Raw genomic sequence first — 25,745 nt, 5'->3', positions numbered from 1 at the left:
GCGAATCGTGTGCATCCCGTTGTGGCATAAGGGGATAGCGCATCGCACTTGTCGCGCGCATATGCGAGTGGCTACTTCGCATACGCGACCGAGCACCCTCGCATAAACGGCAATGCCGCTCTCGAGAAGTCGTCGCAGAATCTCTGTCAGGCCCCCTGACGCATCCACGGCGCGCACGCCGACGGTATCCGCCGCGCGCACGCGCCGTATCCACCACGCGCACGCGACACCGCCCGCGTGTAGCGCGGGGGAACGCACGCATTACTCTCTGTGACTACTACTCTCCATAGTGGAGTTAGCCCGGTCGACATGGAGGACCCCGTGACTGCCCTGAAAGCCACCCTTGCGTCGAAGCCGCGGCGGCGTGCCGTGACAGTTGCTGCACTCGCCGCGGGTGCGGTGCTCGCGCTGTCGGGTTGCGGCGCCGGTCAGGTCTCGCAGACCGCCACCCAGGTCGCGGCCGTGAATGGCAACAGCGCGAATGTCGGTTCCATCGCCCTGCGCGACGTGCGCTTCCTGCTCCCGCAGACCGAGGAGTACACCAACACCAAGGGCGGCAAGGCCGTGCTGGCCTTCAGTGCCGTCAACCTCAGCGATTCCAAGACCGACGAACTGGTCAGCATCAGCTCCGACCTGGGCCAGGTCAAGCTGGCCGACAAGGTCGAGATCAAGCCGTCCAGCGTGGTCGTCGCCGACAAGCCGACCGCCAAGGACGCGGCCCAGGCCGCCGCCGTGCACGAGCAGAACCAGGGCGAGGCCGCCAGCGACAAGGCCGCCGACCCGAACGCCAAGCCGATCCTGGTCGAGGTCACCGGCCTGACCAAGGACGTCACCCCGGGCCTGACCTACCAGCTGACCTTCAACTTCAAGGAGGGCGGCACCGTCGTCGTCAACACGCCGGTCGACGCGGGCCCGAACAACCCGCGCCAGGAGCCCCCGAAGGCCGAGAAGGGCGGCGAGCACTGAGCTCCCGCTGAAACTTTCGACGGTGCCCGCCTCGGACTCTCGAGGCGGGCACCGTCGTTTTGTCACCGCCGCTGATTAGGCTGCCCGCGTGGCCAAGGTGAAATCGCTGTACCGGTGCGCGGAGTGCGCGCACGAGGTGGCGAAATGGGTTGGGCGCTGCCCGGATTGCGGCGGGTGGGGGACCATCGAGGAGATCGCCGCGTCCTCGGCGGCGGTGGCGACCGGGCGGCGGGCGATGCTGCCGAGCACGGCGGCGGTGCCGATCTCGAGCGTCGACTCCAACAAGACGCACGCGCGGGGGACGGGCGTGTCCGAGTTGGACCGGGTGCTGGGCGGGGGCATCATCCCCGGGTCGGTGGTGCTGTTGTCGGGCGAGCCGGGGGTCGGCAAGTCCACGCTGTTGCTCGAGGTGGCGCACCGGTGGGCCCGGGCGCGCGACGAGATCGCGCTGTACGTGACCGCCGAGGAGTCGGCGGGCCAGGTGCGCCTGCGGGCCGACCGGACGGGCGCGGTGCACGACAAGGTGTACCTGGCCGCCGAATCCGATCTGGCGACCATTCTGGGCCACGTGGAGCAGGTGAAACCCACACTGCTGGTGGTGGACTCGGTGCAGACCATGCTGGCCGCCGACGCGGACGGCGTGATCGGCGGTGTCACCCAGGTGCGTTCGGTGACCGCGGCGCTGACCTCGCTGGCCAAGGCGAGCGGGATCGCGGTGCTGCTGGTCGGGCACGTCACCAAGGACGGCGCGGTGGCCGGTCCGCGCACGCTCGAGCATCTGGTGGACGTGGTGCTGCAGTTCGAGGGCGACAAGCACTCCTCGCTGCGCATGGTGCGCGGCATCAAGAACCGCTTCGGCAGCACCGACGAGGTCGGCTGCTTCGAGATGCGGGAGGCCGGAATCCATTGCGTGGACGACCCTTCCGGGCTGTTCCTGCACCACCGGGGCGACGCGGTGCCGGGCACGGCGGTCACGGTCGCCATGGACGGCAAGCGGCCCATGCTCGGCGAGGTGCAGGGGCTCACCGTGGACACCCAGGTGCCCGCGCCGCGGCGCGCGGTGAGCGGACTGGACTACAACCGCGTTTCCATGGTGCTGGCCGTCCTGCAGAGCCGCGGGGGCGTGTACGTGGGCAAGCAGGACGTCTACGCGGCCACCGTGGGCGGCATGCGGCTCACCGAGCCCGCCGCGGATCTGGCTGTGGCCCTTGCCATCGCGAGCGCCAGCCAGGATCAGGCGCTGCCCAGCGGGCTGGTGGTGCTCGGCGAGGTGGGTCTGGCGGGCGAGGTGCGGCAGGTGACGGGGTTGAGCCGCCGGCTCGCAGAGGCGGAGCGGCTGGGTTTCACCGAGGCGCTGGTGCCGCCGGGCGTGGAACGCACCGGCCGCAGCATCACCGTGCGCGAGGTCGCCGATATTCGTGCCGCCCTCGCGGTGACCGGACTGCGTAAACGGCGGCGCGCGGACGTCCCGGTGGAAATGGCGGAATGACAGTCGAATTCGAATGATCCGGGGTGAACGGCATTCGTCCGGGAATGAATTCTGTTCGCAATTCCGGGAATTCTCGAATATCGCCGGAGGCCGGGATCCATGGGTCGGATCCCGGCCTCCGGTCGGTGTGCTGGATCGGTTCAGGCGATATTGAACGGCTCCGGGGCGCTGCGCACCGAACCGAGCTGGGCCACAACGGTGTACGGGCCCGAGGGCACGGGGACGCGCTCACCGGCGCAGTTGGGCTGGGAGGTGGAGCCGGACCAGGTGACGGTGAAGGCGGCCTGCTGGCCGGGGGCCAGGCTACGCATGTCGGGGGTGCCGTCCGGGTAGCAGTCGGTGCTCGACCACAGCTTGCGCTGGCCGTCGAGGGACTGCACCTGGACCAGCTGCAGCCCCGAACCCATATCGCGTTCGCAGGCGGCACTGGAGATATTGGTGATGACGATGCCGAACTGCGGCTGCTCACCGGTCTTGTAGGTGGGCTGCCCGACGGTGACCTTCACGGCCAGCGACTGATCCGGGCACTGACCCTGCGCGACGGCCGGGGCGGCGCCGCTCGAGGTCGCGGCGGAAGGCTTGGGGGAGCTCGCATCCGGCGCGCCCGAGGAACTGGCCGCGGGCTTGTTGGTGGGCGCGGCGCTGGAGCTGGTGGCGGCCTTGGCATCCGCCTTGTGGTCGCCCCCGCCCTTCAGCAGGGCGAAGGCGCCCCAGATCACCAGCGCGAGCGCGATCACCAGCGCGCCGATCGCCGCCGCGCGACGGCGCCAGTAGATTTCCGGTGGCAGTGGTCCGTTCGGTTCCAGCACGGTGACAACGGTAAGGGCACCGTCGGGATCACCCCGGGCAGGGTCTCGGCGTGTCGGACGTGAAAGCGGCTACGCGGCCTGTAAATTCCGCCGCCCCCGCGACTCTCCCCAACTTTCACTGTCCGTGCCCACCGCGTCGGCAGTGGGCACGGGAGACCCCAGCGAGTCGGTGCTCAGACCACTTCGCCGATATTGCCGATGACGCGGTGCAGCTTGATCTCGCCGTCGTCGAGGTTGTAGGTGACGCACGCGATGGCGCATTCGCCGGTGGCCACGCGCTGGGAGATGATCATCGACCGCTGCATGAGCAGGCGCGCGGTCTCCTCCACGTGGCGGGCCTCGAGCTCGTCGACCTCGGACAGGCCCTCGCGGCGTCCGATGAGAATCGAGGGCGTGACGCGCTCGACCACCGAGCGGATGAATCCGCCGGGCACATTGCCGTGGTCGAGGGCGTCGATGGTGGCGCGGACCGCGCCGCAGCTGTCGTGGCCGAGCACCACGATCAGCGGCACCGACAGCACCTGCACGCCGTATTCGATGGAACCCAGCACCGAGGAGTCGATGACGTGCCCGGCGGTGCGCACCACGAACATGTCGCCGAGGCCCTGGTCGAAGATGATCTCGGCGGCGACGCGGGAGTCACCGCAACCGAACAGAACGGCGCTGGGCTGCTGGCCCGCGACCAGTTTCGCCCGGTCGGCGGCGCCCTGGCTAGGGTGCTGCAACGTGCCGTTGACGAAGCGCTCATTGCCTTCGCGCAGGGCTTTCCAGGCACTTATCGGGTTGTTATGCGGCATGTGTCCCATTTTCCATAGCCCCTCGGTTACCGGCGAGTCGTTAGCGTTACGGCCCGGCAAAGATGGTCCGACCGCACTATCGCACGCGCGGTGAGCCGCCGGATTCGGCGGGTGCGCGCTATGGATACCATCGGGAACGGCCGGGAGGAGGCAGTTTTGGACAGCGACGCGCTCATCGACTGGTACGGGGCGACCGCGCGGGACCTGCCGTGGCGGCGACCGGGCGTCACCGCGTGGCAGATCCTCATGAGCGAGATCATGCTGCAGCAGACGCCGGTGGTGCGGGTGGAACCCATTTGGCGGGAGTGGGTGGCCCGGTGGCCGGTGCCCTCGGCCATGGCCGCCGAATCCCAGGGTGAGGTGTTGCGCGCGTGGGGCAAGCTCGGCTATCCGCGCCGCGCGCTGCGGCTGCACGAGTGCGCCCGGGTGCTGGCGAGCGAGCACGGCGACGAGGTGCCGACCGATGTGGACGTGCTGCTGAGCCTGCCGGGCATCGGCGCGTACACCGCCCGGGCCGTGGCCTGTTTCGCCTACGGGCAGCGAGTTCCGGTGGTGGACACCAATGTTCGGCGCGTGGTGGCGCGCGCGGTGCACGGCCGGGCCGACGCGGGCAATCCGGCCGCGCGCGATCTCGCCGAGACCGAGGCGCTGTTGCCGGTGTCGGTCGAGCGGGCGGCGGTCATGTCGGCCGCCCTGATGGAGCTGGGCGCGCTGATCTGCACCGCCCGCACCCCGGACTGCGAGCGGTGCCCACTTCCCACGTGCGCGTGGGTGTCCGCGGGTCGCCCGGTCACCGAGACCGTCCGCCGGGTGCAGAAGTACGAGGGCACCGATCGCCAGGCGCGCGGGCGGCTGCTGGATGTGCTGCGCGACGCGTCGGGTCCGGTGGAGCGGGTTCGCCTGGATCTGGCCTGGACCCGGGATCCGGGGCAGCGGGATCGGGCGCTGGATTCTCTGCTGGTGGACGGTTTGATCGAGCAGACCGCCGATGGGTTGTTCGCGCTCGCGGGTGAGGGGTAGCCGAGTCGGTGGCCCGCGAACGCCCTCCCGGCCGAGGGGTTGTCGATGCCGGGAGGGCGCGCGGGGGCGATCCGTCGCCCCTCATGCGATAGATCGCGGATTCGGCGCCGAATCGTTTCGCCAGCGCGAAAATCAGGCGGCGACGAGCACCCGGCGGCGATTGCGGGTGCGGCTGCCCACGATGCGGCAGATCAGGTAGATCGTGAACGAGATGGTGGTGACGAAGGTCGAGATCGGGACGCCGGGGGCCAGCGAGAGCAGAATGCCTCCGACGGCGGCGATCTCGGCGAACACGATGGACAGCACCGCGACCCGCGCCGGACTCGCGGTGAGCTGCGCGGCCGCGGCGGCCGGGGTGATGAGCAGCGACAACACCAGCAGCGCGCCCACGATCTGCACGCCGAAGGCGGCGGTCACGCCCAGCAGCACCGCGAAGACGATGGACAGCGCCCGCACCGGAACCCCGCGCGCCACCGCCACTTCCGGGTCGGAGCTGGCGAACAGCAGCGGGCGGTAGATCGCGGCCAGCACCACCAGCACCGCCGCGGTGCAGGTGGCCAGCAGGCCCAGGCCGGAGTTCCCGACGCTCACCACCTGACCGGTGAGCAGCGAGAACTTGGAGCCCGCCCGCTCGGGGCCGAGCCACAGGAACAGCACCGACAGGCCGAGGCCGAAGGACAGCACCACCGCGATCACCGAATCGCGTTCGCGGGCACGCGAACCCAGCACGCCGAAGAGCACGGCCGCGATGACCGAGCCGATGATCGCGCCCGCGCCGACCCCGACGCCGACCAGCAGCGCGGCGGCGGCCCCGGTCAGCGAGAGCTCGCTGGTGCCGTGCACGGCGAAGGACATCTGGCGGCTGATGATGAGCGGGCCGATGGCCCCGGCCAGCAGGCCCAGCAGGGCGGCGGCGAGGACTGCCTGCTGCACGAAGTCGTAGGACAGCAGGTGCGCGGTGGTCGAGACATCGAACAGCTGTGAGAACAGCTTGGACAGCTTTTCCATTACGCCCGAGCCTCTTTCGTGTCGTGCCGGTTCTCGCCGTGGCCCTGCCGATTGTCGCCATGGCCCTGCCGGTTCTCGCCGTGGCAGTGCGCGGCCCCGGATTCGCCGAGCGCGTCCATGGCGTCGCCGGTGCCGACCACGACCAGTCGCCCGCGCACCCGCAGCACGTCCACCTCGGTGCCGTACAGCTCGGACAGCGTCTCGGAGGTCATGACCTCGTCGGGCGTCCCGATCCGGAACCGCCCGTCCACCAGGTACAGCACCCGATCCACCAGCGGCAGAATGGGATTGATCTCGTGCGTCACGAACAGCACGGCGGTGTCGTGGGTGCGCCGCCGGCGGTCGATGAGCTCGGACACCAGCCGCTGATTCGCCAGGTCCAGCGACAGCAGCGGCTCATCGCACAGCAGCACCGTGGGATCGCCCGCCAGCGCCTGCGCGACCCGGAGCCGCTGCTGCTCGCCACCGGACAGCGCGTCCAGCGGCGCGTACGCGAATCGCTCCGCGCCGACGGCCGAGATCGCCTCGGCCACTTTCCGTTTGCGCTCCGTGCGGCCGCGGAATCCGAGTCCCCAGCGATGCCCGTCGACCCCGAGCCCCACCAGATCGACACCGCGCAACTGCGAGCCGCCCTCGATGGTCTTCTGCTGCGGCACATACCCGATGGCCGGATTCCCCAGCCGCGCGGGCGCTCCCGCGACCTCGGCCGTTCCCGCGCTCAACGCCACCTGCCCCAACAGCATCCGCAGCATCGAGGTCTTCCCGGACCCGTTGGGCCCCAACACCGCAATGAATTCCCCGGCCCCGACCTCGAGATCCAACCCCTCCCACAGCGTCCGCTCCCCGAACGACAGCCGCGCCCCGGATAGCCGCACCGCGGGCGGCCCCGAACGCTCCGCCGCGTGGGTCTTCTCGGTAACCACCTGTGACACAGCGACATCGGTCGCCGATTCCGGCACGGTGACGGCGGAGCCGTCCGCGCGGCCCGCCCGCCCCGAGGGGGTGCGGGGACGCGCCCCGGTGAGGGCGCAACCGGGCTTCGGTGTGGTGACGCCGGGGGTGGCCGGGGCGGCGGGGTTCGCGGTCATGGTGGTGCTCCCGGATGTGGCGGTGGTGGAACGGGTTTATCCCAGGGCCTTGGCCAGGGCGTTGGCGTTGTCGGTCATCCAGGTGACGTAGTCCTTGCCCGCGGGCAGGGTTTCGGTGACCTCGACGACGGTGACGCCGGACTTGTCGGCGGTGGCGCGAATGTCCTGGGTGAGCTTGTCCTCGGTCTGGATGTTGTAGACCAGGGCGCGAACCTGCTTGGCGGACAGCAGATCCCGGACCGCGGCGACGTCGGCGGGGGCCGGGTCGGTGCCCTGTTCGATGGCCTCCTGGAAGGCGTGCGGGGTCTTGTCGTCGGCCTTGGCGGCGGTGAGCAGGTAGGCGGCCAGCGGCTCGGTCTGCAGGACCGGCTGGTTCGGGTGCTCGGCGGCGATCTTGGCGGTGATGGCCTCGATGGGGGCCAGCTTGGCGGCGAAGGCCGTGGCGCGGTCGGCGTAGGCCTGCTTGTGGGCCGGGTCGATCTCGCCCAGGGCGTCGGCGATGTGCTCGGCGATGTGGCCGACCTGGTGCACGTCGTACCAGACGTGCTCGTTCACGTCGTGGCTGTGCGCGCCGGATTCCGCTGCGGCCGAGGCGTTCGCGTGATCGTGGTCGCCCTCGCTGGCGATTTCGAAGGCGTTCACGGTCTTGGTGTTCTTGCCCGCGATGGCCTTGTCGATGAACTCGTCGTAGTGCCCGCCGTTGTAGACGACCAGCTTGGCGTCGGTGATCTTGGCGGCGTCGGCGGGGGAGACCTCGAACGAATGCGGGTCCACCTTCGGATCGCTGATGATCGATTCGACCCGCACGTCCGATCCGGCGACGGCCTTGGTGATATCGCCCCAGACATTGGTGGAGGCGACGACGGTGAGCTGATCCGAATCCTTCGAGCTGCCGCAGGCGGTGAGGGTGGCGACGGTGGCCAGTCCGGCGGCGAACACGGCAAAACCTCGGGCAAAGCTTCTGGTCACGCGGGTACTCCTGGCACTGCGGCTTACTAGAAAACGAAAACGATTGCCATTTGAATGTAGCGCAAACGACCGCTAGGTCCCTAACCGGTGCGAAAAGATGTGGCCCGCGACACGAAAGGCCCGGAGAGCGGTTGGCTCTCCGGGCCTTTCGAAACCATGAATCCCTAGGTCAGTGCGACGAATCCCTAGGTCAGCGCCGCGACCGGCTGGCTGAGCAATTGCGCGCAGCGCAGCAGACCGAGGTGGCTGTAGGCCTGCGGGTGATTGCCGAGCGAGCGTTCGGCAACCGGGTCGTACTCCTCAGAGAGCAGACCGGTCGGTCCCGCCACATCCACCAGCTGCGCGAACAACGCCTCGGCGTCCTCCCGCTTGCCGATCAGCAGATACGCCTCGACCAGCCACGCGGCGCAGAGGTGGAAGCCACCCTCCCCGCCGGGCAGACCGTCGTCGTGGTGGTACCGGTACACGGTCGACCCGCTGCGCAGCTCGGCCTCGGTCGCCACCACCGTGGCCGCGAAGCGCGGATCCGAGGGCTCGATGAGCCCGGACAGCCCGATGTGCAGGGTCGCCGCGTCCAGATCGGTGCCCTCGTAAGCCGCTGTGTAGGACTGGACTTCGTCGTTCCAGCCCTCGGCCTTGACCTCTTCGGCAATGGTCTCGCGCAGCGTCTCCCACTCCGGATCCGCCGGCCGGGCGAACTGCTTGGCCAGGGTGAGCGCCCGGTCCACGGTGAGCCAGCCCATGACCTTCGAGTACACGTGGTGGCGCGGGTTGCCGCGGATCTCCCAGATGCCGTGGTCGGGTTCGCGCCAGCGCCGCTGCACCGCGGACACCATGGCGTGCACCAGTTCCCAGTCCATGTCCGGCAGTGCCTTGGCCGGATCGTTGATGCCCTTGCGCTCGCGCGCGTGGGCGAGCTGGGAGATGAGGTCCACGATGGGTCCGAACACGTCCAGCTGCACCTGCATGTTCGCCGCGTTGCCGACGCGCACCGGCCGCGATCCGGCGTAGCCGGGCAGCTGGTCGATGACGGCCTCGGGCGGCAGGGTCTCGCCGTAGAGCGTGTAGAGCGGGTGCAATCGCTCGGGTCCGGGCAGGGTCTCGAGCACCCGGTGCACCCAGGCCAGCAGGTCCTCGGCCTCGCCCAGCGAGCCCAGCGAGACCAGCGCGGACGCGGTCAGCGAGGCGTCGCGCAGCCAGCAGTAGCGGTAGTCCCAGTTGCGCACGCCGCCGATGTCCTCGGGCAGCGAGGTGGTGGCCGCGGCCAGAATGGATCCGGACGGCGCGTGCACCAGACCGCGCAGCGTGAGCGCGGAGCGCTTCATGAGATCCGGCTTGAGCGGCGGCAATTCGAGCGTGCCGACCCAATCCGCCCAGTAGCGTTCGGCTTCCCGGCGGCGGTCGGTCTCGGGCCGCATGGCGGGCGCGAGATCCGAGGTGCCGCAGCGCATTTCCAGCACGATCGGGCCCTGCCGGGGATCGACCACGGCGCGGGCGGTGTGGTGGTTGCCCTCGTCGATGATCTCCCAGTCCACGCCCGGGGAGCGCAGCACCATCGGATCGTTGGTGCCCTCCACCTTGAGTCCGCCGGTGGCGTGCACCAGCCGCACCGGCACCTGCCCGAATTCGGGCCGGGGCGCGAAGGTGATGACGGCCTTGGCGTCACCGGTGATGACGCGGGTCAGGTCGGTGCGCTCGGGCACCACGTCGTGCGGCAGGTAGTCCACCACCTGCAAACTCGACCAACGGGTTTCGACGGTCATGGTGCCGTCGACGTACCGCTGCGACAGCGGCAGGCCGTGGCGCTCGGGCTGAATGGTGAAGTGCCCCGCGCCCGGTCCGCCCAGCAGGTGGGCGAAGATGGCCGCGGAGTCGGGTTCGGGATGGCACAGCCAGGTGATGGTGCCGTCCGGTGTGACAAGGGCTTTGGAGCGCGGGCTGGCCAGCATGGTCAGCCGTTCGATTCGAGGGGCGCTGGCACCTGCCAACCATGTGCGGCGCTCCTCGAGTAGGAACGCCAGCGCCTTCGACACCTCCTCGGTGCTGGCGACTCGATATTTCGCGAGGCTCTCGCCGTCACCGACCTTGATTCCGACATCCGGCCCGGAGAGGCGTTTGAACGCCTTCTCGTCGGTCACGTCGTCGCCGATGAACAGGGCCGCGGACGCGCCCTGCTGATGGCGGACGATATCGAGCGCCGCGCCCTTGTCGGTCTCCACGACCGCGAGCTCGATGACCTCCTTGCCCTCGGTGGTCTGCACGCCGACCCAGCTGGCCGGGCCCTGTCGCACCTGAACCAGTGCGCGACGGCCGATTTCGGGGCTGGCATTGCGGACGTGCAGGGCCACGCTGGCCGGTTTGATTTCGACGGTTGCGCCCGGATTGTCCTGAGCGATCTGGGTCAGGGTCGTGGTGACCTCCGCCAGTAGCTGTTTGGCGTCGTTGTCGATGGCGTGCACGAAGCCGACATCGAATTCCGAACCGTGGCTACCGATCAGCTGTACCTCGACGGGAAGCCGGGACAGGGCCGCGAGGTCGCGCAGCGCGCGACCGGATATGACGGCGGCCGTGGTGCCGGTGAGTCCGGCGAGCGCGCGCAGGGCGCTCACGGACTCTCGATGGGGATAGGCCTTGGTCGGGTCGGAGACGATGGGCGCGATAGTCCCGTCGTAGTCCGAAGCGACCAGCAACCGTGGCACGCGGGCGATGGCCGACAGGGCACGGCGCAGTTCCAGTGACAAATCCTGTGCGCTCACGCATCCAACCTAATGATCGGAGGAGATTTTTCAGGGCGCGAGTGATGCTACTGGGTCTTGATTGCCCACTCGTGTGGGCGGTGATACATAGCGTTTACAAGACACTTCCGCGTCGTTCACCGGTTCTGTGAGACACCCGCGGTTTGCTAGTGCGTTACCCCACTTGACCAGCGGGTTGCCAGCAAACACCCGAGGGGCCGCCCGGTTCTCCGGACCGGGCGGCCCCTCGTCGCAACGAACGCAAGGATGCGTTCGCGCTACTCCTTGTCGCCGCCGCCGATGAGCAGATCGACGGTCAGCTCGAGTCGTTCGGTCACATCGGTGGCCGAGGCGCGGCGGGTCAGCCAGGCGACCAGGTTGGACAGCCAGACGTCGGAAATGACTCGGGCGATGGCCAACTGGCGATCGGTGGGGGTCTCGTCGGACAGGGCCCGGGCGAAGAAGCGGTCCATCACCTTGCCGACGCGATCGACCTCGGCGGCCGCGGAGGCGTCGGCGAACATGAAGGCGCGGGTCATGGCCTCGGTGAGCAGCGGGTCGCGCTGCATGGCCCGGGTGACCTGGGTGAGCAGCAGGTGCATGCGCTCCTGCGGGGTGGCGCCCGCGAGCGGCTTGCGGCGACCCTCGAACTGCTCGAATTCCCGGGCCAGGGCGGACACCAGCAGGTGCACCTTGGAGGGGAAGTAGCGGTAGAGCGTGCCGACGGCGACATCCGCGCGCTCGGCCACGGCGCGCATCTGCACCGCGTCGTATCCGCCCTTGGAGGCCAGCGCGAGGGTGGCGTCGAGGATGCGCTTGCGCCGGTCGCGCTGCGCCGCCGAGCTCAAGTCCTCCTCGCTGAGGGTGGTGACGGGCGCGGTGCGTCCACCGGGGGCCGACGCGGTGCGTCCGGTGTCGGCACCGTCGGCGGCCTGCGATCGGGAGGGACTGGCCATCGGTTGAAAGTCCTTTCCTGCACACGAGTTCGTACCGCGACCGGACGGCGCTTGACTTCAGCCCGGCTCGAACATTAGAACATGTTCTAGGAGCTGAAGTCACGCCGGAAAGGCGGTATGGAGTGTGACCATAGCCACCACTGACGAGCATAAAGCCGTTCAGGAGTCGATGCGTGGATGGGCTGCCGCGGTGCGCCCAATTGCAACACTGCGTTCGGGCACACCGGAATTCTGGCGCGAATACTGGCCGCGCCTGGCCGAACTCGGGATATTCCGGGTCGCGGTGCCGGAAGAGGCCGGGGGCGCGGGTGGGACCGTCGGGGATCTGGCCGTTCTGGTGGAGCAGGCGGCACACGACCTGGTCGGCGGACCGGTGCTCTCGACGGCTCTGGCGGGTCTGGTCACCGGCGAGGCGCTCGACGAGATTACGCCATGCGGCGTCGCGCTCGGGGGCGAAATCGCGATATCTGCGGGCGAATCCGGGGCCTCGGTGTCCGAATCCGTAGTCACGGTGTCCGGTGAGTGGGACTCGGTTCCCGGTGCCGCGCCGGGGACCGCGGTGCTGGTCCCGGTGCGTGACGGCGACCGGCACCTGTGGGCCCTGATCGACGCCGACGCCGCCGGGTTGCGGGTGGAGCCGTTGCCCGCACTCGATCAGAGCGTGCCGCTGGCCAAGGTCGTCTGCACCGAGGTGGCCGTGGCCGCGGATCGTCTTTTCGAGCCGGACTTTTCGGTGCTCGACGTGGCGGCCACGCTGGTCGCGGCGGAGGCCGCGGGCATCGCGGGCTGGTGCCTCGAGACCGCCACCGAATATGCCAAGGTGCGTGAACAATTCGGCCGCAAGATCGGCGAATTCCAAGCGATCAAACATCTTTGCGCGTGGATGCTGTGCCGGGCCGAGCAGATTCGCGCGGTGGCCGCCGATGCCGCCGCCGCGGTGGATTCCGGCAGCGCGGAATTGCGCTTGGCCGCGGCCGTCGCACTGGCCGTCGCGCTGGACGCGGCGGTCGAGAATGCCAAGGACTGCATTCAGATTCTCGGTGGCATCGGTTTCACCTGGGAGCACGACGCGCACCTGTACCTGCGCCGGGCCACCGCGCTGCGGCAGCTGCTGGGCGGTTCGGCGCGCTGGCGCGCCCGGGTCGCCGAGCTGACGCTGGCGGGCGTGCGCCGCACGGTCAGCATCGACCTGGGTGACGACGAGGCCGGATCGGCCTGGGAGGCAGCGGGTTTGGATGCCGCCGAGGCGGCGGTGCTGGCGGCCGACCTGGCCAAGATCGCGGCGCTGCCGCAGGCCGAGCAGCGCGTGGCGCTGGCCGAGGCGGGACTGCTGGCCTCGCACTGGCCCGCACCCTACGGCCGCGGGGCCGGTCCGATCCTGCGCACCCAGATCGAGGATCAGATCCGCCAGGCCGGTATCGAGTTGCCGGACATCGTGATTGCCAACTGGGCCATCCCGACGCTGCTGCAGTGGGGTACGCCCGAGCAGATCGAGCGTTTCGCCATGCCGACGCTGACCGGCGAGGTCATCTGGTGTCAGCTCTTCTCCGAGCCGGGCGCGGGTTCCGACCTCGCGTCGCTGCGCACGGTGGCCGAGCGGGTCGAGGGCGGCTGGAAGCTGCGCGGCCAGAAGGTGTGGACCTCGCTGGCGGACCGGGCGACATGGGGCATCTGCCTGGCCCGCACCGACGCGTCCGCGCCGAAGCACAAGGGCATCAGCTACTTCCTGGTCGATATGAAGAGTCCCGGACTCGATATTCGTCCGCTGGTGGAGATCACCGGTGAGGCGCGCTTCAACGAGGTGTTCCTCGATGACGTGTTCGTTCCGGACGAATGCTTGGTCGGCGAGTTGGGCAATGGCTGGAAGATCGCGCGCTCGACGCTGTCGGCCGAACGAGTCGCCATGGGCGGCAAGGGAATCGGCGACGAGCTCGAGGCCATGATCGCGGCCGCCCCGACCTCGGGTCCGGGTGCGGAAGTGGTGGCGGACCGCTTGGGCGCGCTCATTTCAGAATCTGTTGCTGGAACCTTGCTGGAAGCCCGTGCGGCACAGAAGCTGCTGACCGGCGGGGACCCCGCCGCGCAGAGTAGCGTTCGCAAGTTGGTCGGTGTCCGACACCGGCAGGCGGTGGCCGAATTTGCCGTCGAATTGTCCGGTGCGGCGGGCGCTCTGGAAACCGATGTGGTGAAAGAATTCCTGCTCACACGCTGTTTGTCGATTGCTGGCGGGACCGAGCAGATTCTGTTGACCGTCGCCGGTGAACGGATCCTCGGGTTGCCACGCGAGTCGCACGGCTAACCCACACCTCAACCGGGAGCATGGAATTGGACTTCACCAGGGACGAGAGCCAGGACGCTGTCGCCGAGGTTGTCGTAAGTTTGCTGGAACGTGAAAGCGCGCGCGATATCGCGCTGTGGCCGGTCATTTCGGACAGCGGTTTGCTGGCCGTGCCGCTGCCGGAGAAATTCGGCGGCGACGATATGGGCCTGCTCGAGGTCTCGGCCATGCTCACCGAGCTGGCCACCGACGCCGCGCAGGTGCCCGCCCTGGCCACGCTGGGCTTCGGCGTGCTGCCGCTGAAAGCGATCGGGGTGCCGGATGCCTTGGCGGAGAAGCTGTTTCCGGCCGTGGCGCAGGGCGCGGTGCTGACCGCGGCGCTGCACGAGACCGGTTCGCCGTTCACCGTGAAGCCGGAGACCACCGCGGTCTCCGACGGCACCGTCGTGCGGATCAGCGGCCACAAGGTGGCGGTGCCCTACGCCGAGACCGCGCGCTGGATTCTGGTGCCCACCGACAACGGCATCGCCGTGGTGGACGGCGACGCCGCGGGCATCACCCGCACCGCGAACCCGACTTCCGATGGCGTGCCGGAGTTCTCGCTCCGCTTCGACCAGGTGGAGATCCCGGCCGAGCAGCTGCTGCCCGACGGTCTGACCGAGCTGCACCGCTACGCGCTGGCCAGCCTCGGCGCGGTGGCCGACGGGCTGCTGAAGGGCGTGGTCGCGCTGACCGCCGAGCATGTGCGGACCCGCCAGCAGTTCGGTCGCGCGCTGGCCGAATTCCAGGCTGTCGCACAGCAGATCGCGGATGTCTACGTGGTGTCGCGGACCCTGCACGTGGCCGCCTGTTCGGCCGCCTGGGCGCTGGCCCAGGAGGAGCCGGACACCGAGCGGATCGACGACGACCTGGACGTGCTGGCGTACTCGGTGGCCTCGGAACTGCCCGCGGCCATGCAGAAGTGTCACCACCTGCACGGTGGTCTGGGCGTCGACATCACCCATCCGCTGCACCGCTACTACTCACAGGCCAAGGACATCGCGCGCTGGCTCGGCGGCGAATCGTTCCGGCTGGACCGTTTGGGAGCCAGATGTTCATCGAACTGACCGCGGAGCAGCGGCAGCTGCGCGACGAATTGCGTTCGTATTTCACCGGTCTCGTGACTCCCGAGGAGGAGGCCGAGATGAAGGTGAACCGCCACGGCGACGCCTACCGGGCGGTGGTCAAGCGCATGGGCCGCGACGGCAAGCTCGGTGTCGGCTGGCCCAAGGAGTACGGCGGGCAGGGCTTCGGGCCGCTGGAACAGCAGATCTTCTACAACGAGGCGGTCCGGGCCGATGTGCCCGTGCCCCTGGTGACGCTGCTGACCGTCGGCCCGGCGCTGCAGTCCTACGGCACCGAGGAGCAGAAGCGGAAGTTCCTGCCCGGAATCCTCACCGGCGACGTGCATTTCGCCATCGGCTACTCCGAGCCGGACGCGGGCACCGATCTCGCCGCGCTGCGCACCTCCGCGGTGCGCGACGCCAATGGCGACTGGATCGTCAACGGGCAGAAGATCTTCACCACCGGCGCGCACGAGGCCGACTACATCTGGTTGGCGGTGCGCACCGGACCGGTCGAGGCGCGGCACCGGGCCATCACCATCCTCATCGTGGACACCAAGGATCCAGGCTACTCCTGGACCCCGATCATCACCGCCGACGGCGCGCACCACACCAACGCCACCTACTTCGACAATGTCCGCGTCCCCGCGAACATGATGGTCGGTGAGGAGAACGGCGGCTGGAAGCTGATCACCACCCAGCTCAATCACGAGCGGGTGAGCCTGGGACCGTCGGGCAAGATCGAGCAGCTCTACGAGGCCGTGCGCGAGTGGGCGCAGAAGCAGGGTGTGCTCGGTGAGGCCGATGTGCGCCGCACGCTGGGCCGCCTGCACGCCATGACCCGGCTGAACGAACTGCTGAACTGGCAGGTCGCCTCGAATATGGAACGCGCCGATGCCGATCCGCGCGATGTGATCGCCGACGCCTCCGCCACCAAGGTGTTCTCCACCGAGGCGCTGCAGGAGGCGGGCCGCCTGGCCGAGGAGATCGTGGGCCGCTTCGGCGATCCGGCCGACCCGGCCACCGCGGAACTGCTGGTGTGGCTGGACAAGCGCACCAAGCAGAACCTGGTGGTGACCTTCGGCGGTGGCGTGAACGAGGTCATGCGTGAACTGATCGCCCAGATGGGCCTGCGGCTCCCGCGTGTGCCGCGATAGTAGGAGATACCGAGCGTGACAAAGAGTTTCACGGCCGACGAGATCCGCGAGGGCCTGGAGAAGATCAAGGCCGACGGCGAGTCCGCGCCGCGCGCGGGGCGGGATCCGATCAATCAGCCCATGATCAACAACTGGGTCGAGGCCCTGGGCGACACCAACCCGATCTACGTGGACGAGGCCGCCGCCAAGGCCGCCGGGCATCCCGGCATCGTGGCCCCGCCCGCCATGGCACAGGTGTGGACCATGCTGGGGCTGGGCGGGATTCGCGCCGACGACGACCCCATGACGCGGACCAACGAGCTGTTCGACGCGGCCGGGTTCACCTCGGTGGTCGCCACCAATTGCGAGCAGGTCTACCACCGCTACCTCGAGCTCGGCGAGCAGGTGACGGTGCGCACCAGCGTCGGTGACATCGTGGGGCCCAAGAAGACCGGACTGGGCGACGGCTGGTTCACCACCTACCTCACCAACTGGTACGTGGGTGACGAGCTGGTCACCGAGATGAAGTTCCGCATGCTGAAGTTTGTGCCGGGCACCGGAAAGACGGCCGCTCCCAAGGAATCCGGCGAGGTGTCCGCCGAGGATCTGGCCAAGCGGGTGCGTCCGACGGTCTCCAAGGACACCGAGTTCTTCTGGGACGGAGTGAAACTCGGCGAGCTGCGCATTCAGCGGCGGCCCGACGGCTCGCTCCAGCATCCGCCGGTTCCGGCGATCTGGAAGCGCCACAGCGAGCAGAGCGATTACGTCGTGGCCTCCGGTAAGGGCACCGTTTTCAGCTTCGTCGTGCATCACGCGCCGCGCGTGCCTGGACGGCAGCTGCCGTACGTGATCGCCCTGGTCGAACTGGAGGAAGGCGTCCGCATGCTCGGTGAGCTGACCGGCATCGACCCGGCCGACGTCGAGGTCGGCCTGCCCGTCGAGGTGGGCTTCCTGAAGCTCGACGACGACAACACCGTGCCCTACTGGAAGGCCGTGAAATGACGACAGCATCGCGGAGCGATTCCATCAGGGGCGGTGGTGGGGTGACGGGTGGGCCCGTCGAACTCTCGACCGTCGAGGTCGGAACCACGTTGCCGGAGTTGGTGATTCACGCTGACGCCACCTTCATCATCTCGACGGCGCTGGCCACCCGTGACTTCCAGGACGTGCACCACGACCGCGACAAGGCGGTCGAGCGCGGGTCCAAGGACATCTTCGTCAATATCCTCACCGACACCGGTCTGGTGCAGCGGTTCGTGACGGATTGGGCGGGCCCGACGGCTCGCGTGAAGTCCATCGCGCTGCGCCTGGGCGTGCCGCTGTACGCGGGTGACACCCTGACCCTGACCGGTACGGTCTCCGCAGTGGACGGTGCGGACGTGACCATCGACGTGGTGGGCAAGGATTCGCTGGGCGACCACATCACGGCCAAAGCCGTTATCTCCCTGGAGGAGTCGAAGTGAGCGAGCTGAGCCGCAAGGCGGCGATCGTCGGCATCGGAGCGACCGACTTCAGCAAGGACTCCGGCCGCAGTGAGCTGCGGCTGGCCGCCGAGGCCGTCACCGCCGCCCTCGCCGACGCGGGTCTCACGCCCGCCGACGTGGACGGTCTGACGACCTTCACCATGGACACCAATACCCAGGCCGCCGTGGCGCGCGCCACCGGGATCCCGTCCCTGAAGTTCTTCAGCAATATCCCCTTCGGCGGTGGCGCGGCCGCCGCGACCGTGCAGCACGCCGCCATGGCGGTGGCGACCGGTATCGCCGATGTCGTGGTGGCGTACCGAGCCTTCAACGAGCGCTCCGGAAACCGCTTCGGGCAGTTCGCGACTCACCTCGCGACCGGCAACCCCAGCTCCTCGGGCGTGGACAACGCGTTCTCCTACACGCACGGCCTGGGTACCCCGGCCGCGCAGGTGGCCATGGTGGCGCGGCGCTACATGCACGTATACGGCGCGCGCAGTGCGGATTTCGGCCGGGTGGCCGTCGCCGACCGCAAGCACGCGGCGGTGAATCCGGCGGCGCACTTCTACGGCAAGCCGATCACCCTCGAGGAGCATCAGGCCTCGCGCTGGATCGCGGAGCCGCTGCACCTGCTGGACTGCTGCCAGGAGACCGACGGTGGCGTGGCGATCGTCGTCACCAGTGCCGAGCGGGCCAAGGATCTACCCAACAAGCCCGCGCTGATCGCCGGTGCCGCACAGGGTTCCGGAGCCGACCAGTACGTCATGACCAGCTACTACCGCGACGCCATGACCGGCCTGCCGGAAATGGGCCTGGTCGGCGACCAGCTGTGGGCGCAGTCCGGGCTGCGGCCGCAGGATATGCAGGCCGGAATCCTCTACGACCACTTCACCCCGTTCGTGCTCATGCAGCTCGAGGAGCTCGGCTTCTGCGGTCGCGGCGAGGCCAAGGACTTCATCGCCGACGGCGCCATCGAACTCGGCGGCCGCCTCCCCCTCAACACCCACGGCGGCCAACTGGGCGAGGCCTACATCCACGGCATGAACGGGATTGCCGAGGGCGTGCGCCAAATCCGCGGCACCTCCGTGAATCAGGTGGAGGGGCTGGAGAACATCGTGGTCACCGCCGGAACCGGCGTGCCGACCTCGGGTCTGGTGCTCACCACCCACTGAACGGGGCTGCGGGCCCGGACGGATATCGGTAATTTGTCCGGGTCTTGCCCGATATGGAAACCGCTCGGTTTCCATAGAATCGACCTGGTGTCCGACAGGTCTGAAATGGGCGAGTTTCTTCGATCGCGACGGTCGCGATTGCGACCCGAGGACATCGGCTTGCCCGTGTGGGGGCGGCGGCGGGTGCCCGGGTTGCGGCGCGAGGAGGTCGCGCATCTGGCCGGGGTGAGCGTCGAATACTACGTGCGGCTGGAACAGGGTCGGGCCGAGGCGGTGTCGGAAGGCATCATCGACGCCATTGCCACCGCCCTGCGGCTGAGTGCGGACGAGCAGCGGCATTTGCACAACCTGGCCAAGCCGCCGCGTTCGCTCCCGCGGCCGGACGAGCCGCTGCGGCCGGGGCTGCAACAGCTGCTCGACTCCATGACCCGCACGCCCGCCTATATCGTCGGCCACCGCACCGACATTCTGGGCTGGAACGCCGCGGCGGTGGCCCTGTTCGGTATCGACTTCGCGGAATTGGCCGAGCGGGAACGCACCTGGCTGAATCTGATCTTCTTCGATCCGGGTATCCGTGCCCTGACCGCCGACAGTTGGCCGATGATCGCCGGGCATACCGCCGCCGATATGCGGCTGCGCGCGAGTCATCGGCCCGACGACCCGGAGCTGCGGGAGCTCTTGTGCGAGATGACCGAGCGCAGTCCGGAATTCCGGGAGTTCTGGGAGACGCACGAGGTCAGCGACTTTCAGCACGGTCGCTACGTCTTGCGTCACCCGCTCGTCGGCGAACTGCACGTGGATTACGAATTGCTGGATGTCCCGGCCGATCCCGGGGTGCGCGCGATCGTGACCTACTCCGCCGCGCCGGGCAGCGCGTCGGAGCGGGCGCTGGCCGCCGCGCTCGACGTGAGAACCTCCGAGGCCAGGCGGTGAAGTTGATCATCGAGGTGCTCGGGCGGGAAGAGCCACAGGCCGAGCGAGTTCGCCCCGGCGTCCAGTAGGGCGGTGAGGCGGGTGCGGACCTGGGCGGGCGTTCCGGCCACCGCGAACTCGTCGATCCAGGCGTCGGGCACCGGGAGTTGTTCGGAGGGCGCGAGTTCGGCCACGGCGGTGCGGATTTCCTTGGCGTACGGTGACTTTCCGACCAGGGCCGATGCCGATTCGGCCCGCAGGAACATGGCGACGGCCGCGCGCACCGCGTCCCGCGCGACCCGCTCATCCTCGTCGATGGCGGTCAGGACGAAGGCGGTGATGGGGGCGTGCCGCGGCAGCAGTTCGCGCACCCACCGCACATAGGCGGGACCGGCGAGCACGGAAAGTAGGACGCCGTCGGCCTTTTCGCCCGCCAGCCGCAGACCGCGCTCGTTGACCGCGCCGATCCACAGTTCCGGCGGTGTGGCGGGCGGGAAGCTCAGCTGGATGCCGGACAGGGTATGGGTGTCGGTCTCGCGGTCGACCGTCGCGCCGGCGAGCAGTTCGCGCAGGATGTCGGTGGTCTCGGCGAGGGCGGTCAGCGGTCGCCGGGGCAGCAGTCCCATCTGCTCGAGCCAGCCGCGACCACCCAGTCCGATGCCCGCGCGCACGCGGCCCGGATAGGTGCGCGCGAGGCCCGCGAATTCCATGGCCAGGACCGCCGGATGCCGGGTCGCGATGCTGGCCAGGCCGAGCCCGACGGGAATCTCGCGGGTCGCGGACAGGAGTTGGGTGAGGCCGGACAGGCCGCCGGTGAAGAAGCAGTCCTCGGAGAACCAGAGTTCGCCGAGGCCGAGGCGCTCGGCCAGGGCCGCGCCCGCGGTGAGCTGCTCGGGCGGGGTCAGGCTGCCGAAGACAATGCCGATCTTGTCGGAAGGGATCATGCCCGAGTTAACCGGGCATAGTGTCCACTTATTCCGGAGGGTTTGCGGCCGCTCGCGATTGGGCCACGGTCGCGGGTCGCGGCGTAGATTGGGGCGCAATGCCTTTGTGGGGAAAGGGGACGCGATGACCTTGCGAGATCGGCTGAACGAACTGCCGGCGATGGGGAGCACGCTGGTGTACGGGGAACCGCTGCAGACGCCCGACGGGACCACGATCATCACCGTCGCGGCGGTGAATCCCTGGCGGGGTTCGCGCCCGATCGGGGTGTTCGTCATCCATGGCGGTGAGGTCAAATGGGAAGCGGCCGTGGATGCCTCACGGATCGCGATCATCGGGGTGACCACCGGGCTGATCGCGGCGACCCTCGGAACCCTGGCGGTGGTCAAGTCCCCGCCCTGGCCGAACATGCGCTTCTGGGATGTCCGGTATCGGCAGGAGATCAAATAGCTGCACGCAGCTGAACGGCCAGCACGGCCGCCAGTTGCCGCACGCTCTGCGCGGTGCCCGGCGCGAGAGCGACGCGGGCACCGGCGAACCGGTCGAAGATCAGGCCCTCGATGACCGCGATGAAATCGGCCGCGGCCGTGGCCGGTTCGGTCGCGCCGAGGGTTTCGAACAGTCCCGTGGCGTGCCGATGCGAGAATAGGCAGCCCACGAGTTTCGCGTGTAGTTCGGCATCGCCGAGCAATTCGATGATGAGTGCGTGCCGCGCGATCAGATCGTTGCGCCGTTGCGCCAGTAGACGATCCAGCCACCCCGCGATCCCGTGCGCGAGCCGGTCCGGGTCCCGCTCGTCCATTTCCGGCGGCCGCGCCGCGAAATCGGTGCGCGAACGGGTCGCGATGCGATCCACCATGCCCTCGATCAGGGCCCGCCTGGTGCGGAAGTAATACGACGTCGATCCGGCGGGCAACTCCAGCGCGGTGTCCAGGGCGCGGTGGGTGAGCGACCGAAGTCCTTGGGCGGCAATGAGATCGATGGCGCTGTCCACGATGAGACCGCGCCGGTCGGATGTGGAAGTGGTCACCTTTGCTCCTCTGCGGCCGCCCGATCCTCTACAACTATAGAGGATGCTCTACAGAAGTAGAGGATGGAGGAGGGGTCATGGAAACTCCCGAGATCGTGCTCGACGCCGACCAGCGGATCGCCGCCGACCGGCTGGCCGCCATTGCCGAGCGGATCGGCAAACGGTCGCGATTCGCGATCGGGCGCACGGGTCCGCGCGGGCTGTACCTGTACGGCGGCCCGGGGCGCGGCAAGACCATGCTCATGAACCGCTTCTTCGACGCGGTGCCCTCGGATCGCAAGCGCCGCTATCACTTTCACGCCTTCTTCGCGCGCCTGAACGCGGGCATTCACGAGTACGGCACCATCGACGCCTCGGTGGACGCCCTGCTGACCGGCGTGGACCTGCTCTGCTTCGACGAATTCCACGTGCACGACTCGGGTGACGCGCGGCTCGTCTCCCGGCTGCTGGACACCCTTTTCGCCCGGCGCATCACGCTGGTGGTGACCTCGAACTACCCGCCGGAGGGACTGTTGCCGAACCCGTACCTGCACGCCATGTTCGTGCCGACCATCGACCGGATCCTCGAACAGCTCGAGGTGGTGTCGGTGAACGGGCCGATCGACTACCGCTCGCTGGGCGGACGGCACACCGGATTCGCGGCCGGGCGGTACCTGGTCGGCTCGTGCGAGGTGAGCGGTGCCGTGGAGATCCCCGTCGCGCATCGGCTCCTGCGCGCGCGGGCCCGCGAGAACGGCGAACTGACCGTCGATTTCGCCGAGCTGTGCGGAATCCCGGTCTCGGCGGCCGACTTCCTCGCCCTCACCCGGGACATCCACCGCTGGACGGTGTGCGGCGTGCCGCCCATGGGCACGGTCCCGCCGGACTGGGTCATGCGCTTCGTGAATCTGGTCGACGTGCTCTACGACGCCGATCTGGAACTGTCGATCTACGCCGAGGTGCCATTGGCCGAGTTGGGTGGCGAGATCCGGCGGGTTCCCGATCTCTACCGCACCCTCAGCAGGCTCGGTGAGCTGTCGGAACCGGCCAATCTCGAGGCGCGATAGCCGTTCGGCGAAAACCCGGTGAACTGGCCGACTTGATCGACAGGCACGGTTCAACTGCCGTCTATGCGCAGGGGGTCTTGCGTTGCGGGCCGCTTCCTACCGTGGCGTCAGGAGCTGCACCGAACCGGAGGGGACCGATGCGAATCCGCGAGCAGGCAAGGGATTCCGCGCCGCGGAAACCCAGCCTACCGAGTAGCCCCCATAGCCGGAACACCGCCCGCCTGCGGGTGTTGGTGGTCGCCGAGTCCTTCCTTCCCCAGGTCAACGGCGTCACCAACTCCGTACGGCGGGTGCTCGATCACCTTGCCGCCAAGGGCCACGAGGCCACCCTGGTCGCGCCCACCGGACCCGAGAAGTACGCGGGCTTCCGCGTGCACGTGGTGCGCGGCGCGCGGCTGCCGTTCTATCGGGACTTCCGAATCGGCCTTGAGACGCGGCGGCGGCTGCGCAAGATCATGCGCGAATTCCAGCCCGACGTCGTGCACATCGCCTCCCCGGCGACCCTCGGCTATCAGGCGGCCAAGGTCGCGAACGAGCTCGGGGTGCCGACCGTGGCCATCTATCAGACCGATCTGGTGGGTTTCGCCCTGCGCTACGACCTGCCCGGCGGCGTCCGCGCCATGACCGCGTTGACCCGGCGCATCCACCTGCGCGTGGATCGCACCCTCGCGCCCTCCACCGCCAGCCTGCGCCAGCTCGAGCTGATGGGCGTCCCCGGGCTGGGGCGGTGGCCGCGCGGGGTCGATCTGCAGCAGTTCGGACCCTTCCGGCGCTCGGACGAGCTGCGAAAGCGCCTGGCCCCCAACGGTGAAGCACTGATCGGCTACATCGGGCGACTCGCTCCGGAGAAGGAGCTCGAGTTGCTCGCGCACCTGCGCGTGCTCGACGGCGCGAAGCTGATCATCGTGGGCGGCGGGCCCGAGGAGAAGCGGCTGCGAAAGCTGTTGCCGGAGGCCGAATTCCTCGGCGTCCTGCACGGTGAGGAGCTCGCGGCGGCCTACGCCTCGCTGGATGTCTTCGTGCACACCGGTCGTCACGAAACCTATTGCCAGGCCGCCCAGGAGGCGCTCGCCTCCGGGGTGCCCGTGGTCGCGCCCAAGGCGGGCGGGCCCCTCGACGTGATCACGCCCGGCGCCGGATTCCTCTACCCGCCCGGCGACGGCGAGGCCATGACCGGCCTGGTGCGCCGCCTGCTCGCGGATCCGGCGCTGCATGAGCAGACCGCGGCCGCCGCCGTGCGCAGCGTGCGCGACCGATCCTGGGCGGCGGTCAACGACCTGCTCATTCGCCACTACCGCGAGGTGATCGCGGAACGCCGGCAACCGGATTCGCCGCACTGCGAGATCCCGGCCACCAAGGAGGCATCCTGATGCTCCGCATCTCCGTCATCGGCACCGGATACCTGGGTGCCACCCATGCCGCGGGCATGGCCGAACTCGGCTTCGACGTGCTCGGCGTGGACAACAATCCGGCCAAGGCCGCGGCGCTGTCCATGGGGAAGGTGCCCTTCCACGAGCCCGGACTGCCGGAGCTGCTGGCCGGGCACGTCGCGGGCGGGCGTTTGCGGTTCGGGACCTCGCTGGTCGAGGCGGCCGAATTCGCGGACGTCCATTTCCTTTGTGTCGGAACGCCTCCCGGGGTGAACGGGGCCGCGGATCTGTCGCAGCTGTACTCGGCGCTGGACGGGCTGGTGCCGCATCTGACGCGCAACTGTCTGATCGTCGGCAAGTCCACGGTGCCGGTCGGCACCGCCGAGGCGCTCACCGCGCGCATCGCCGAGCTCGCGCCGGAAGGGATTTCGGTCGATCTGGCGTGGAACCCGGAGTTCCTGCGCGAGGGGCACGCGGTGTACGACACGCTGCACCCGAATCGGCTGGTGTTCGGGGTGACCACGCCGGACGCGGAATGGGCGCTGCGGCAGGTGTACGCGACGCCGATCGCGGCCGGATCGCCGGTGGTGATCACCAATATGCCGACCGCCGAGCTGATCAAGGTGTCGGCGAACGCCTTTCTGGCGACCAAGATCTCGTTCATCAACGCCATGGCCGAGCTGTGCGATCTCACCGGCGCCGATGTGACGCTGCTGGCCGATGCGCTCGGGCACGACGATCGGATCGGGCGCAAATTCCTCGGGGCCGGGCTGGGGTACGGCGGCGGGTGTCTGCCGAAGGACGTGCGGGCCTTGATCGCCCGGGCCACCGAGCTCGGGGCGGGGGAGTCGGTGGAGTTCCTGCGGGACATCGACGCGATCAATGTGCGGCGGCGCGAGCGGGTGGTGGCGGAGACGCTGGCGCTGCTCGGGGGCGGGCGACGGCCTTCGGGTCGGGTCGGCATCCTGGGCGCGGCCTTCAAGCCGCTGTCCGATGACGTCCGCGATTCACCGGCCTTGGATGTGGCGCGGCGACTGCGTGCCGCCGGCGTGGATGTCACCGTATTCGACCCCGCCGCAACGATTCCGGCCCGGAACGTGGCACCGGAGCTGGTGTTCGCGGCCACCGCGGCGGCGGCGCTGCACGAGGCGGACGTGGTGCTGCATCTGACCGAATGGCGCGAATTCCGGGAACTGGACCCGGTTTTCCTGCGCACGGTGGCTCGCGGACGGGTCATCGTCGACGCGCGGAACACCCTGGACCCGGAGCCGTGGCTGGCGGCCGGATGGGATTTCCGGGCGATGGGGCGGCTGGTGGAGCCGCGCACCGCGGCCGGGCGCGTGGGCGCTCCGGCCGTAACCCAGCATCCCGCACCGACCGTCGTGGCGCGGGAGTTGGCCGCACCGTCGCCGCTGACGCGACTGCGGGCCCGGGTGCGCCGCACGGCGTGAGACCG

Annotated in this window: 23 protein-coding genes; 14 read left to right on the top strand and 9 right to left on the bottom strand. The window is 69.0% G+C overall.

All coding sequences use genetic code 11. The features are described from left to right. Positions 1 to 321 precede the first annotated feature (321 nt). Positions 322 to 966 (top strand): hypothetical protein, encoded by a 645-nt coding sequence (locus tag VMT65_RS20645; RefSeq protein WP_326309944.1) that lies wholly within the window; start codon positions 322 to 324, stop codon positions 964 to 966. 88 nt (positions 967 to 1,054) lie between these two features. Then, positions 1,055 to 2,455: a DNA repair protein RadA gene (gene radA / locus VMT65_RS20640; protein WP_326309943.1), complete on the top strand. Its 1,401-nt coding sequence runs from the start codon at positions 1,055 to 1,057 to the stop codon at positions 2,453 to 2,455. 140 nt (positions 2,456 to 2,595) lie between these two features. On the opposite strand, the gene VMT65_RS20635 is transcribed toward radA, so the two are convergent. Both VMT65_RS20635 and VMT65_RS20630 read right to left on the bottom strand, forming a co-directional pair. Then, on the bottom strand, positions 2,596 to 3,264 hold the full coding sequence (locus VMT65_RS20635) for a hypothetical protein (RefSeq protein ID WP_326309942.1): 669 nt from the start codon (positions 3,262 to 3,264) through the stop codon (positions 2,596 to 2,598). Positions 3,265 to 3,437: 173 nt separating this feature from the next. Beyond that, positions 3,438 to 4,061 carry a carbonic anhydrase gene (locus VMT65_RS20630; protein ID WP_326309941.1) on the bottom strand — a complete coding sequence of 208 codons (624 nt, stop codon included), beginning with the start codon at positions 4,059 to 4,061 and terminating at the stop codon, positions 3,438 to 3,440. Positions 4,062 to 4,181: 120 nt separating this feature from the next. On the opposite strand from VMT65_RS20630, the gene VMT65_RS20625 reads away from it, so the two are divergent. Then, on the top strand, positions 4,182 to 5,081 hold the full coding sequence (locus tag VMT65_RS20625) for an A/G-specific adenine glycosylase (protein WP_326309940.1): 900 nt from the start codon (positions 4,182 to 4,184) through the stop codon (positions 5,079 to 5,081). 132 nt (positions 5,082 to 5,213) lie between these two features. On the opposite strand, the gene VMT65_RS20620 is transcribed toward VMT65_RS20625, so the two are convergent. The 5 genes from VMT65_RS20620 to kstR form a co-directional block, all read right to left on the bottom strand. Next, positions 5,214 to 6,089, bottom strand: coding sequence for a metal ABC transporter permease (locus VMT65_RS20620; protein ID WP_326309939.1), 876 nt, complete (start codon positions 6,087 to 6,089; stop codon positions 5,214 to 5,216). After that, complete coding sequence (locus VMT65_RS20615; protein ID WP_326310319.1) at positions 6,089 to 7,012, bottom strand: metal ABC transporter ATP-binding protein; 924 nt, start codon at positions 7,010 to 7,012, stop codon at positions 6,089 to 6,091. The genes VMT65_RS20620 and VMT65_RS20615 overlap by 1 nt, the downstream gene beginning before the upstream one ends. 201 nt (positions 7,013 to 7,213) lie before the next feature. Continuing rightward, positions 7,214 to 8,146: a metal ABC transporter solute-binding protein, Zn/Mn family gene (locus VMT65_RS20610; RefSeq protein ID WP_326309938.1), complete on the bottom strand. Its 933-nt coding sequence runs from the start codon at positions 8,144 to 8,146 to the stop codon at positions 7,214 to 7,216. Between the two features lie 185 nt (positions 8,147 to 8,331). Then, complete coding sequence (gene otsB / locus VMT65_RS20605) at positions 8,332 to 10,902, bottom strand: trehalose-phosphatase (RefSeq protein ID WP_326309937.1); 2,571 nt, start codon at positions 10,900 to 10,902, stop codon at positions 8,332 to 8,334. A 257-nt stretch (positions 10,903 to 11,159) separates the two neighbouring features. Further along, positions 11,160 to 11,837, bottom strand: coding sequence for a cholesterol catabolism transcriptional regulator KstR (gene kstR / locus VMT65_RS20600; protein ID WP_326309936.1), 678 nt, complete (start codon positions 11,835 to 11,837; stop codon positions 11,160 to 11,162). Positions 11,838 to 11,961: 124 nt separating this feature from the next. On the opposite strand from kstR, the gene VMT65_RS20595 reads away from it, so the two are divergent. The 7 genes from VMT65_RS20595 (at position 11,962) to VMT65_RS20565 (ending at position 19,922) form a co-directional block, all read left to right on the top strand. Further along, positions 11,962 to 14,136: an acyl-CoA dehydrogenase gene (locus tag VMT65_RS20595; RefSeq protein ID WP_326309935.1), complete on the top strand. Its 2,175-nt coding sequence runs from the start codon at positions 11,962 to 11,964 to the stop codon at positions 14,134 to 14,136. Positions 14,137 to 14,162: 26 nt separating this feature from the next. Beyond that, entirely contained in the window at positions 14,163 to 15,221 is a 1,059-nt protein-coding gene (locus tag VMT65_RS20590) for an acyl-CoA dehydrogenase family protein (protein ID WP_326309934.1), read from the top strand. After that, positions 15,206 to 16,375: an acyl-CoA dehydrogenase family protein gene (locus VMT65_RS20585; protein WP_326309933.1), complete on the top strand. Its 1,170-nt coding sequence runs from the start codon at positions 15,206 to 15,208 to the stop codon at positions 16,373 to 16,375. Before VMT65_RS20590 ends, VMT65_RS20585 begins: the two co-directional genes overlap by 16 nt. Before the next feature lie 15 nt (positions 16,376 to 16,390). After that, complete coding sequence (locus VMT65_RS20580; protein ID WP_326309932.1) at positions 16,391 to 17,356, top strand: bifunctional MaoC family dehydratase N-terminal/OB-fold nucleic acid binding domain-containing protein; 966 nt, start codon at positions 16,391 to 16,393, stop codon at positions 17,354 to 17,356. A 41-nt stretch (positions 17,357 to 17,397) separates the two neighbouring features. After that, positions 17,398 to 17,817, top strand: coding sequence for a MaoC family dehydratase (locus VMT65_RS20575; protein ID WP_326309931.1), 420 nt, complete (start codon positions 17,398 to 17,400; stop codon positions 17,815 to 17,817). After that, on the top strand, positions 17,814 to 18,989 hold the full coding sequence (locus tag VMT65_RS20570; RefSeq protein ID WP_326309930.1) for a lipid-transfer protein: 1,176 nt from the start codon (positions 17,814 to 17,816) through the stop codon (positions 18,987 to 18,989). The genes VMT65_RS20575 and VMT65_RS20570 overlap by 4 nt, the downstream gene beginning before the upstream one ends. A gap of 87 nt (positions 18,990 to 19,076) precedes the next feature. Then, positions 19,077 to 19,922 (top strand): helix-turn-helix domain-containing protein, encoded by an 846-nt coding sequence (locus VMT65_RS20565; RefSeq protein ID WP_326309929.1) that lies wholly within the window; start codon positions 19,077 to 19,079, stop codon positions 19,920 to 19,922. Here the strand turns inward: VMT65_RS20565 and VMT65_RS20560 are convergent. Then, complete coding sequence (locus tag VMT65_RS20560) at positions 19,841 to 20,845, bottom strand: LLM class flavin-dependent oxidoreductase (protein WP_326309928.1); 1,005 nt, start codon at positions 20,843 to 20,845, stop codon at positions 19,841 to 19,843. The genes VMT65_RS20565 and VMT65_RS20560 overlap by 82 nt on opposite strands. 124 nt (positions 20,846 to 20,969) lie before the next feature. Here VMT65_RS20560 and VMT65_RS20555 point away from each other — a divergent pair, with 124 nt between their 5' ends. Next, positions 20,970 to 21,293 carry a hypothetical protein gene (locus VMT65_RS20555; protein WP_326309927.1) on the top strand — a complete coding sequence of 108 codons (324 nt, stop codon included), beginning with the start codon at positions 20,970 to 20,972 and terminating at the stop codon, positions 21,291 to 21,293. Here the strand turns inward: VMT65_RS20555 and VMT65_RS20550 are convergent. Further along, a complete protein-coding gene (locus VMT65_RS20550; RefSeq protein WP_326309926.1) occupies positions 21,286 to 21,873 on the bottom strand; it encodes a TetR/AcrR family transcriptional regulator in 588 nt (195 codons plus the stop codon). The genes VMT65_RS20555 and VMT65_RS20550 overlap by 8 nt on opposite strands. A gap of 77 nt (positions 21,874 to 21,950) precedes the next feature. Between VMT65_RS20550 and zapE the strand changes: the two genes are divergently transcribed. From zapE to VMT65_RS20535, 3 genes are all read left to right on the top strand, one after another. Then, positions 21,951 to 22,919, top strand: coding sequence for a cell division protein ZapE (gene zapE, locus VMT65_RS20545; protein WP_326309925.1), 969 nt, complete (start codon positions 21,951 to 21,953; stop codon positions 22,917 to 22,919). A 221-nt stretch (positions 22,920 to 23,140) separates the two neighbouring features. After that, positions 23,141 to 24,289 (top strand): glycosyltransferase family 4 protein, encoded by a 1,149-nt coding sequence (locus VMT65_RS20540; protein WP_326310318.1) that lies wholly within the window; start codon positions 23,141 to 23,143, stop codon positions 24,287 to 24,289. After that, positions 24,289 to 25,740, top strand: a complete 1,452-nt coding sequence (locus tag VMT65_RS20535; protein WP_326309924.1) for a UDP-glucose dehydrogenase family protein — start codon at positions 24,289 to 24,291, stop codon at positions 25,738 to 25,740. The genes VMT65_RS20540 and VMT65_RS20535 overlap by 1 nt, the downstream gene beginning before the upstream one ends. Positions 25,741 to 25,745 lie beyond the last annotated feature (5 nt).

Origin of the sequence: Nocardia sp. CDC153, from assembly GCF_035818515.1 — a bacterium.
Classification (GTDB): domain Bacteria; phylum Actinomycetota; class Actinomycetes; order Mycobacteriales; family Mycobacteriaceae; genus Nocardia.
The sequence above is the reverse complement of the archived record's forward strand: the minus strand, read 5'-3'. Positions and strand labels throughout refer to the sequence as shown.

Coding starts and splice junctions, on each gene's coding strand:
- VMT65_RS20630 (WP_326309941.1), bottom strand. CDS start 4,061: ATGCCGCATAACAACCCGATAAGTGCCTGGAAAGCCCTGCGCGAAGGC.
- VMT65_RS20625 (WP_326309940.1), top strand. CDS start 4,182: ATGGATACCATCGGGAACGGCCGGGAGGAGGCAGTTTTGGACAGCGAC.
- VMT65_RS20620 (WP_326309939.1), bottom strand. CDS start 6,089: ATGGAAAAGCTGTCCAAGCTGTTCTCACAGCTGTTCGATGTCTCGACC.
- kstR (WP_326309936.1), bottom strand. CDS start 11,837: ATGGCCAGTCCCTCCCGATCGCAGGCCGCCGACGGTGCCGACACCGGA.
- VMT65_RS20585 (WP_326309933.1), top strand. CDS start 15,206: ATGTTCATCGAACTGACCGCGGAGCAGCGGCAGCTGCGCGACGAATTG.
- VMT65_RS20560 (WP_326309928.1), bottom strand. CDS start 20,845: ATGATCCCTTCCGACAAGATCGGCATTGTCTTCGGCAGCCTGACCCCG.
- VMT65_RS20555 (WP_326309927.1), top strand. CDS start 20,970: ATGACCTTGCGAGATCGGCTGAACGAACTGCCGGCGATGGGGAGCACG.
- zapE (WP_326309925.1), top strand. CDS start 21,951: ATGGAAACTCCCGAGATCGTGCTCGACGCCGACCAGCGGATCGCCGCC.
- VMT65_RS20535 (WP_326309924.1), top strand. CDS start 24,289: ATGCTCCGCATCTCCGTCATCGGCACCGGATACCTGGGTGCCACCCAT.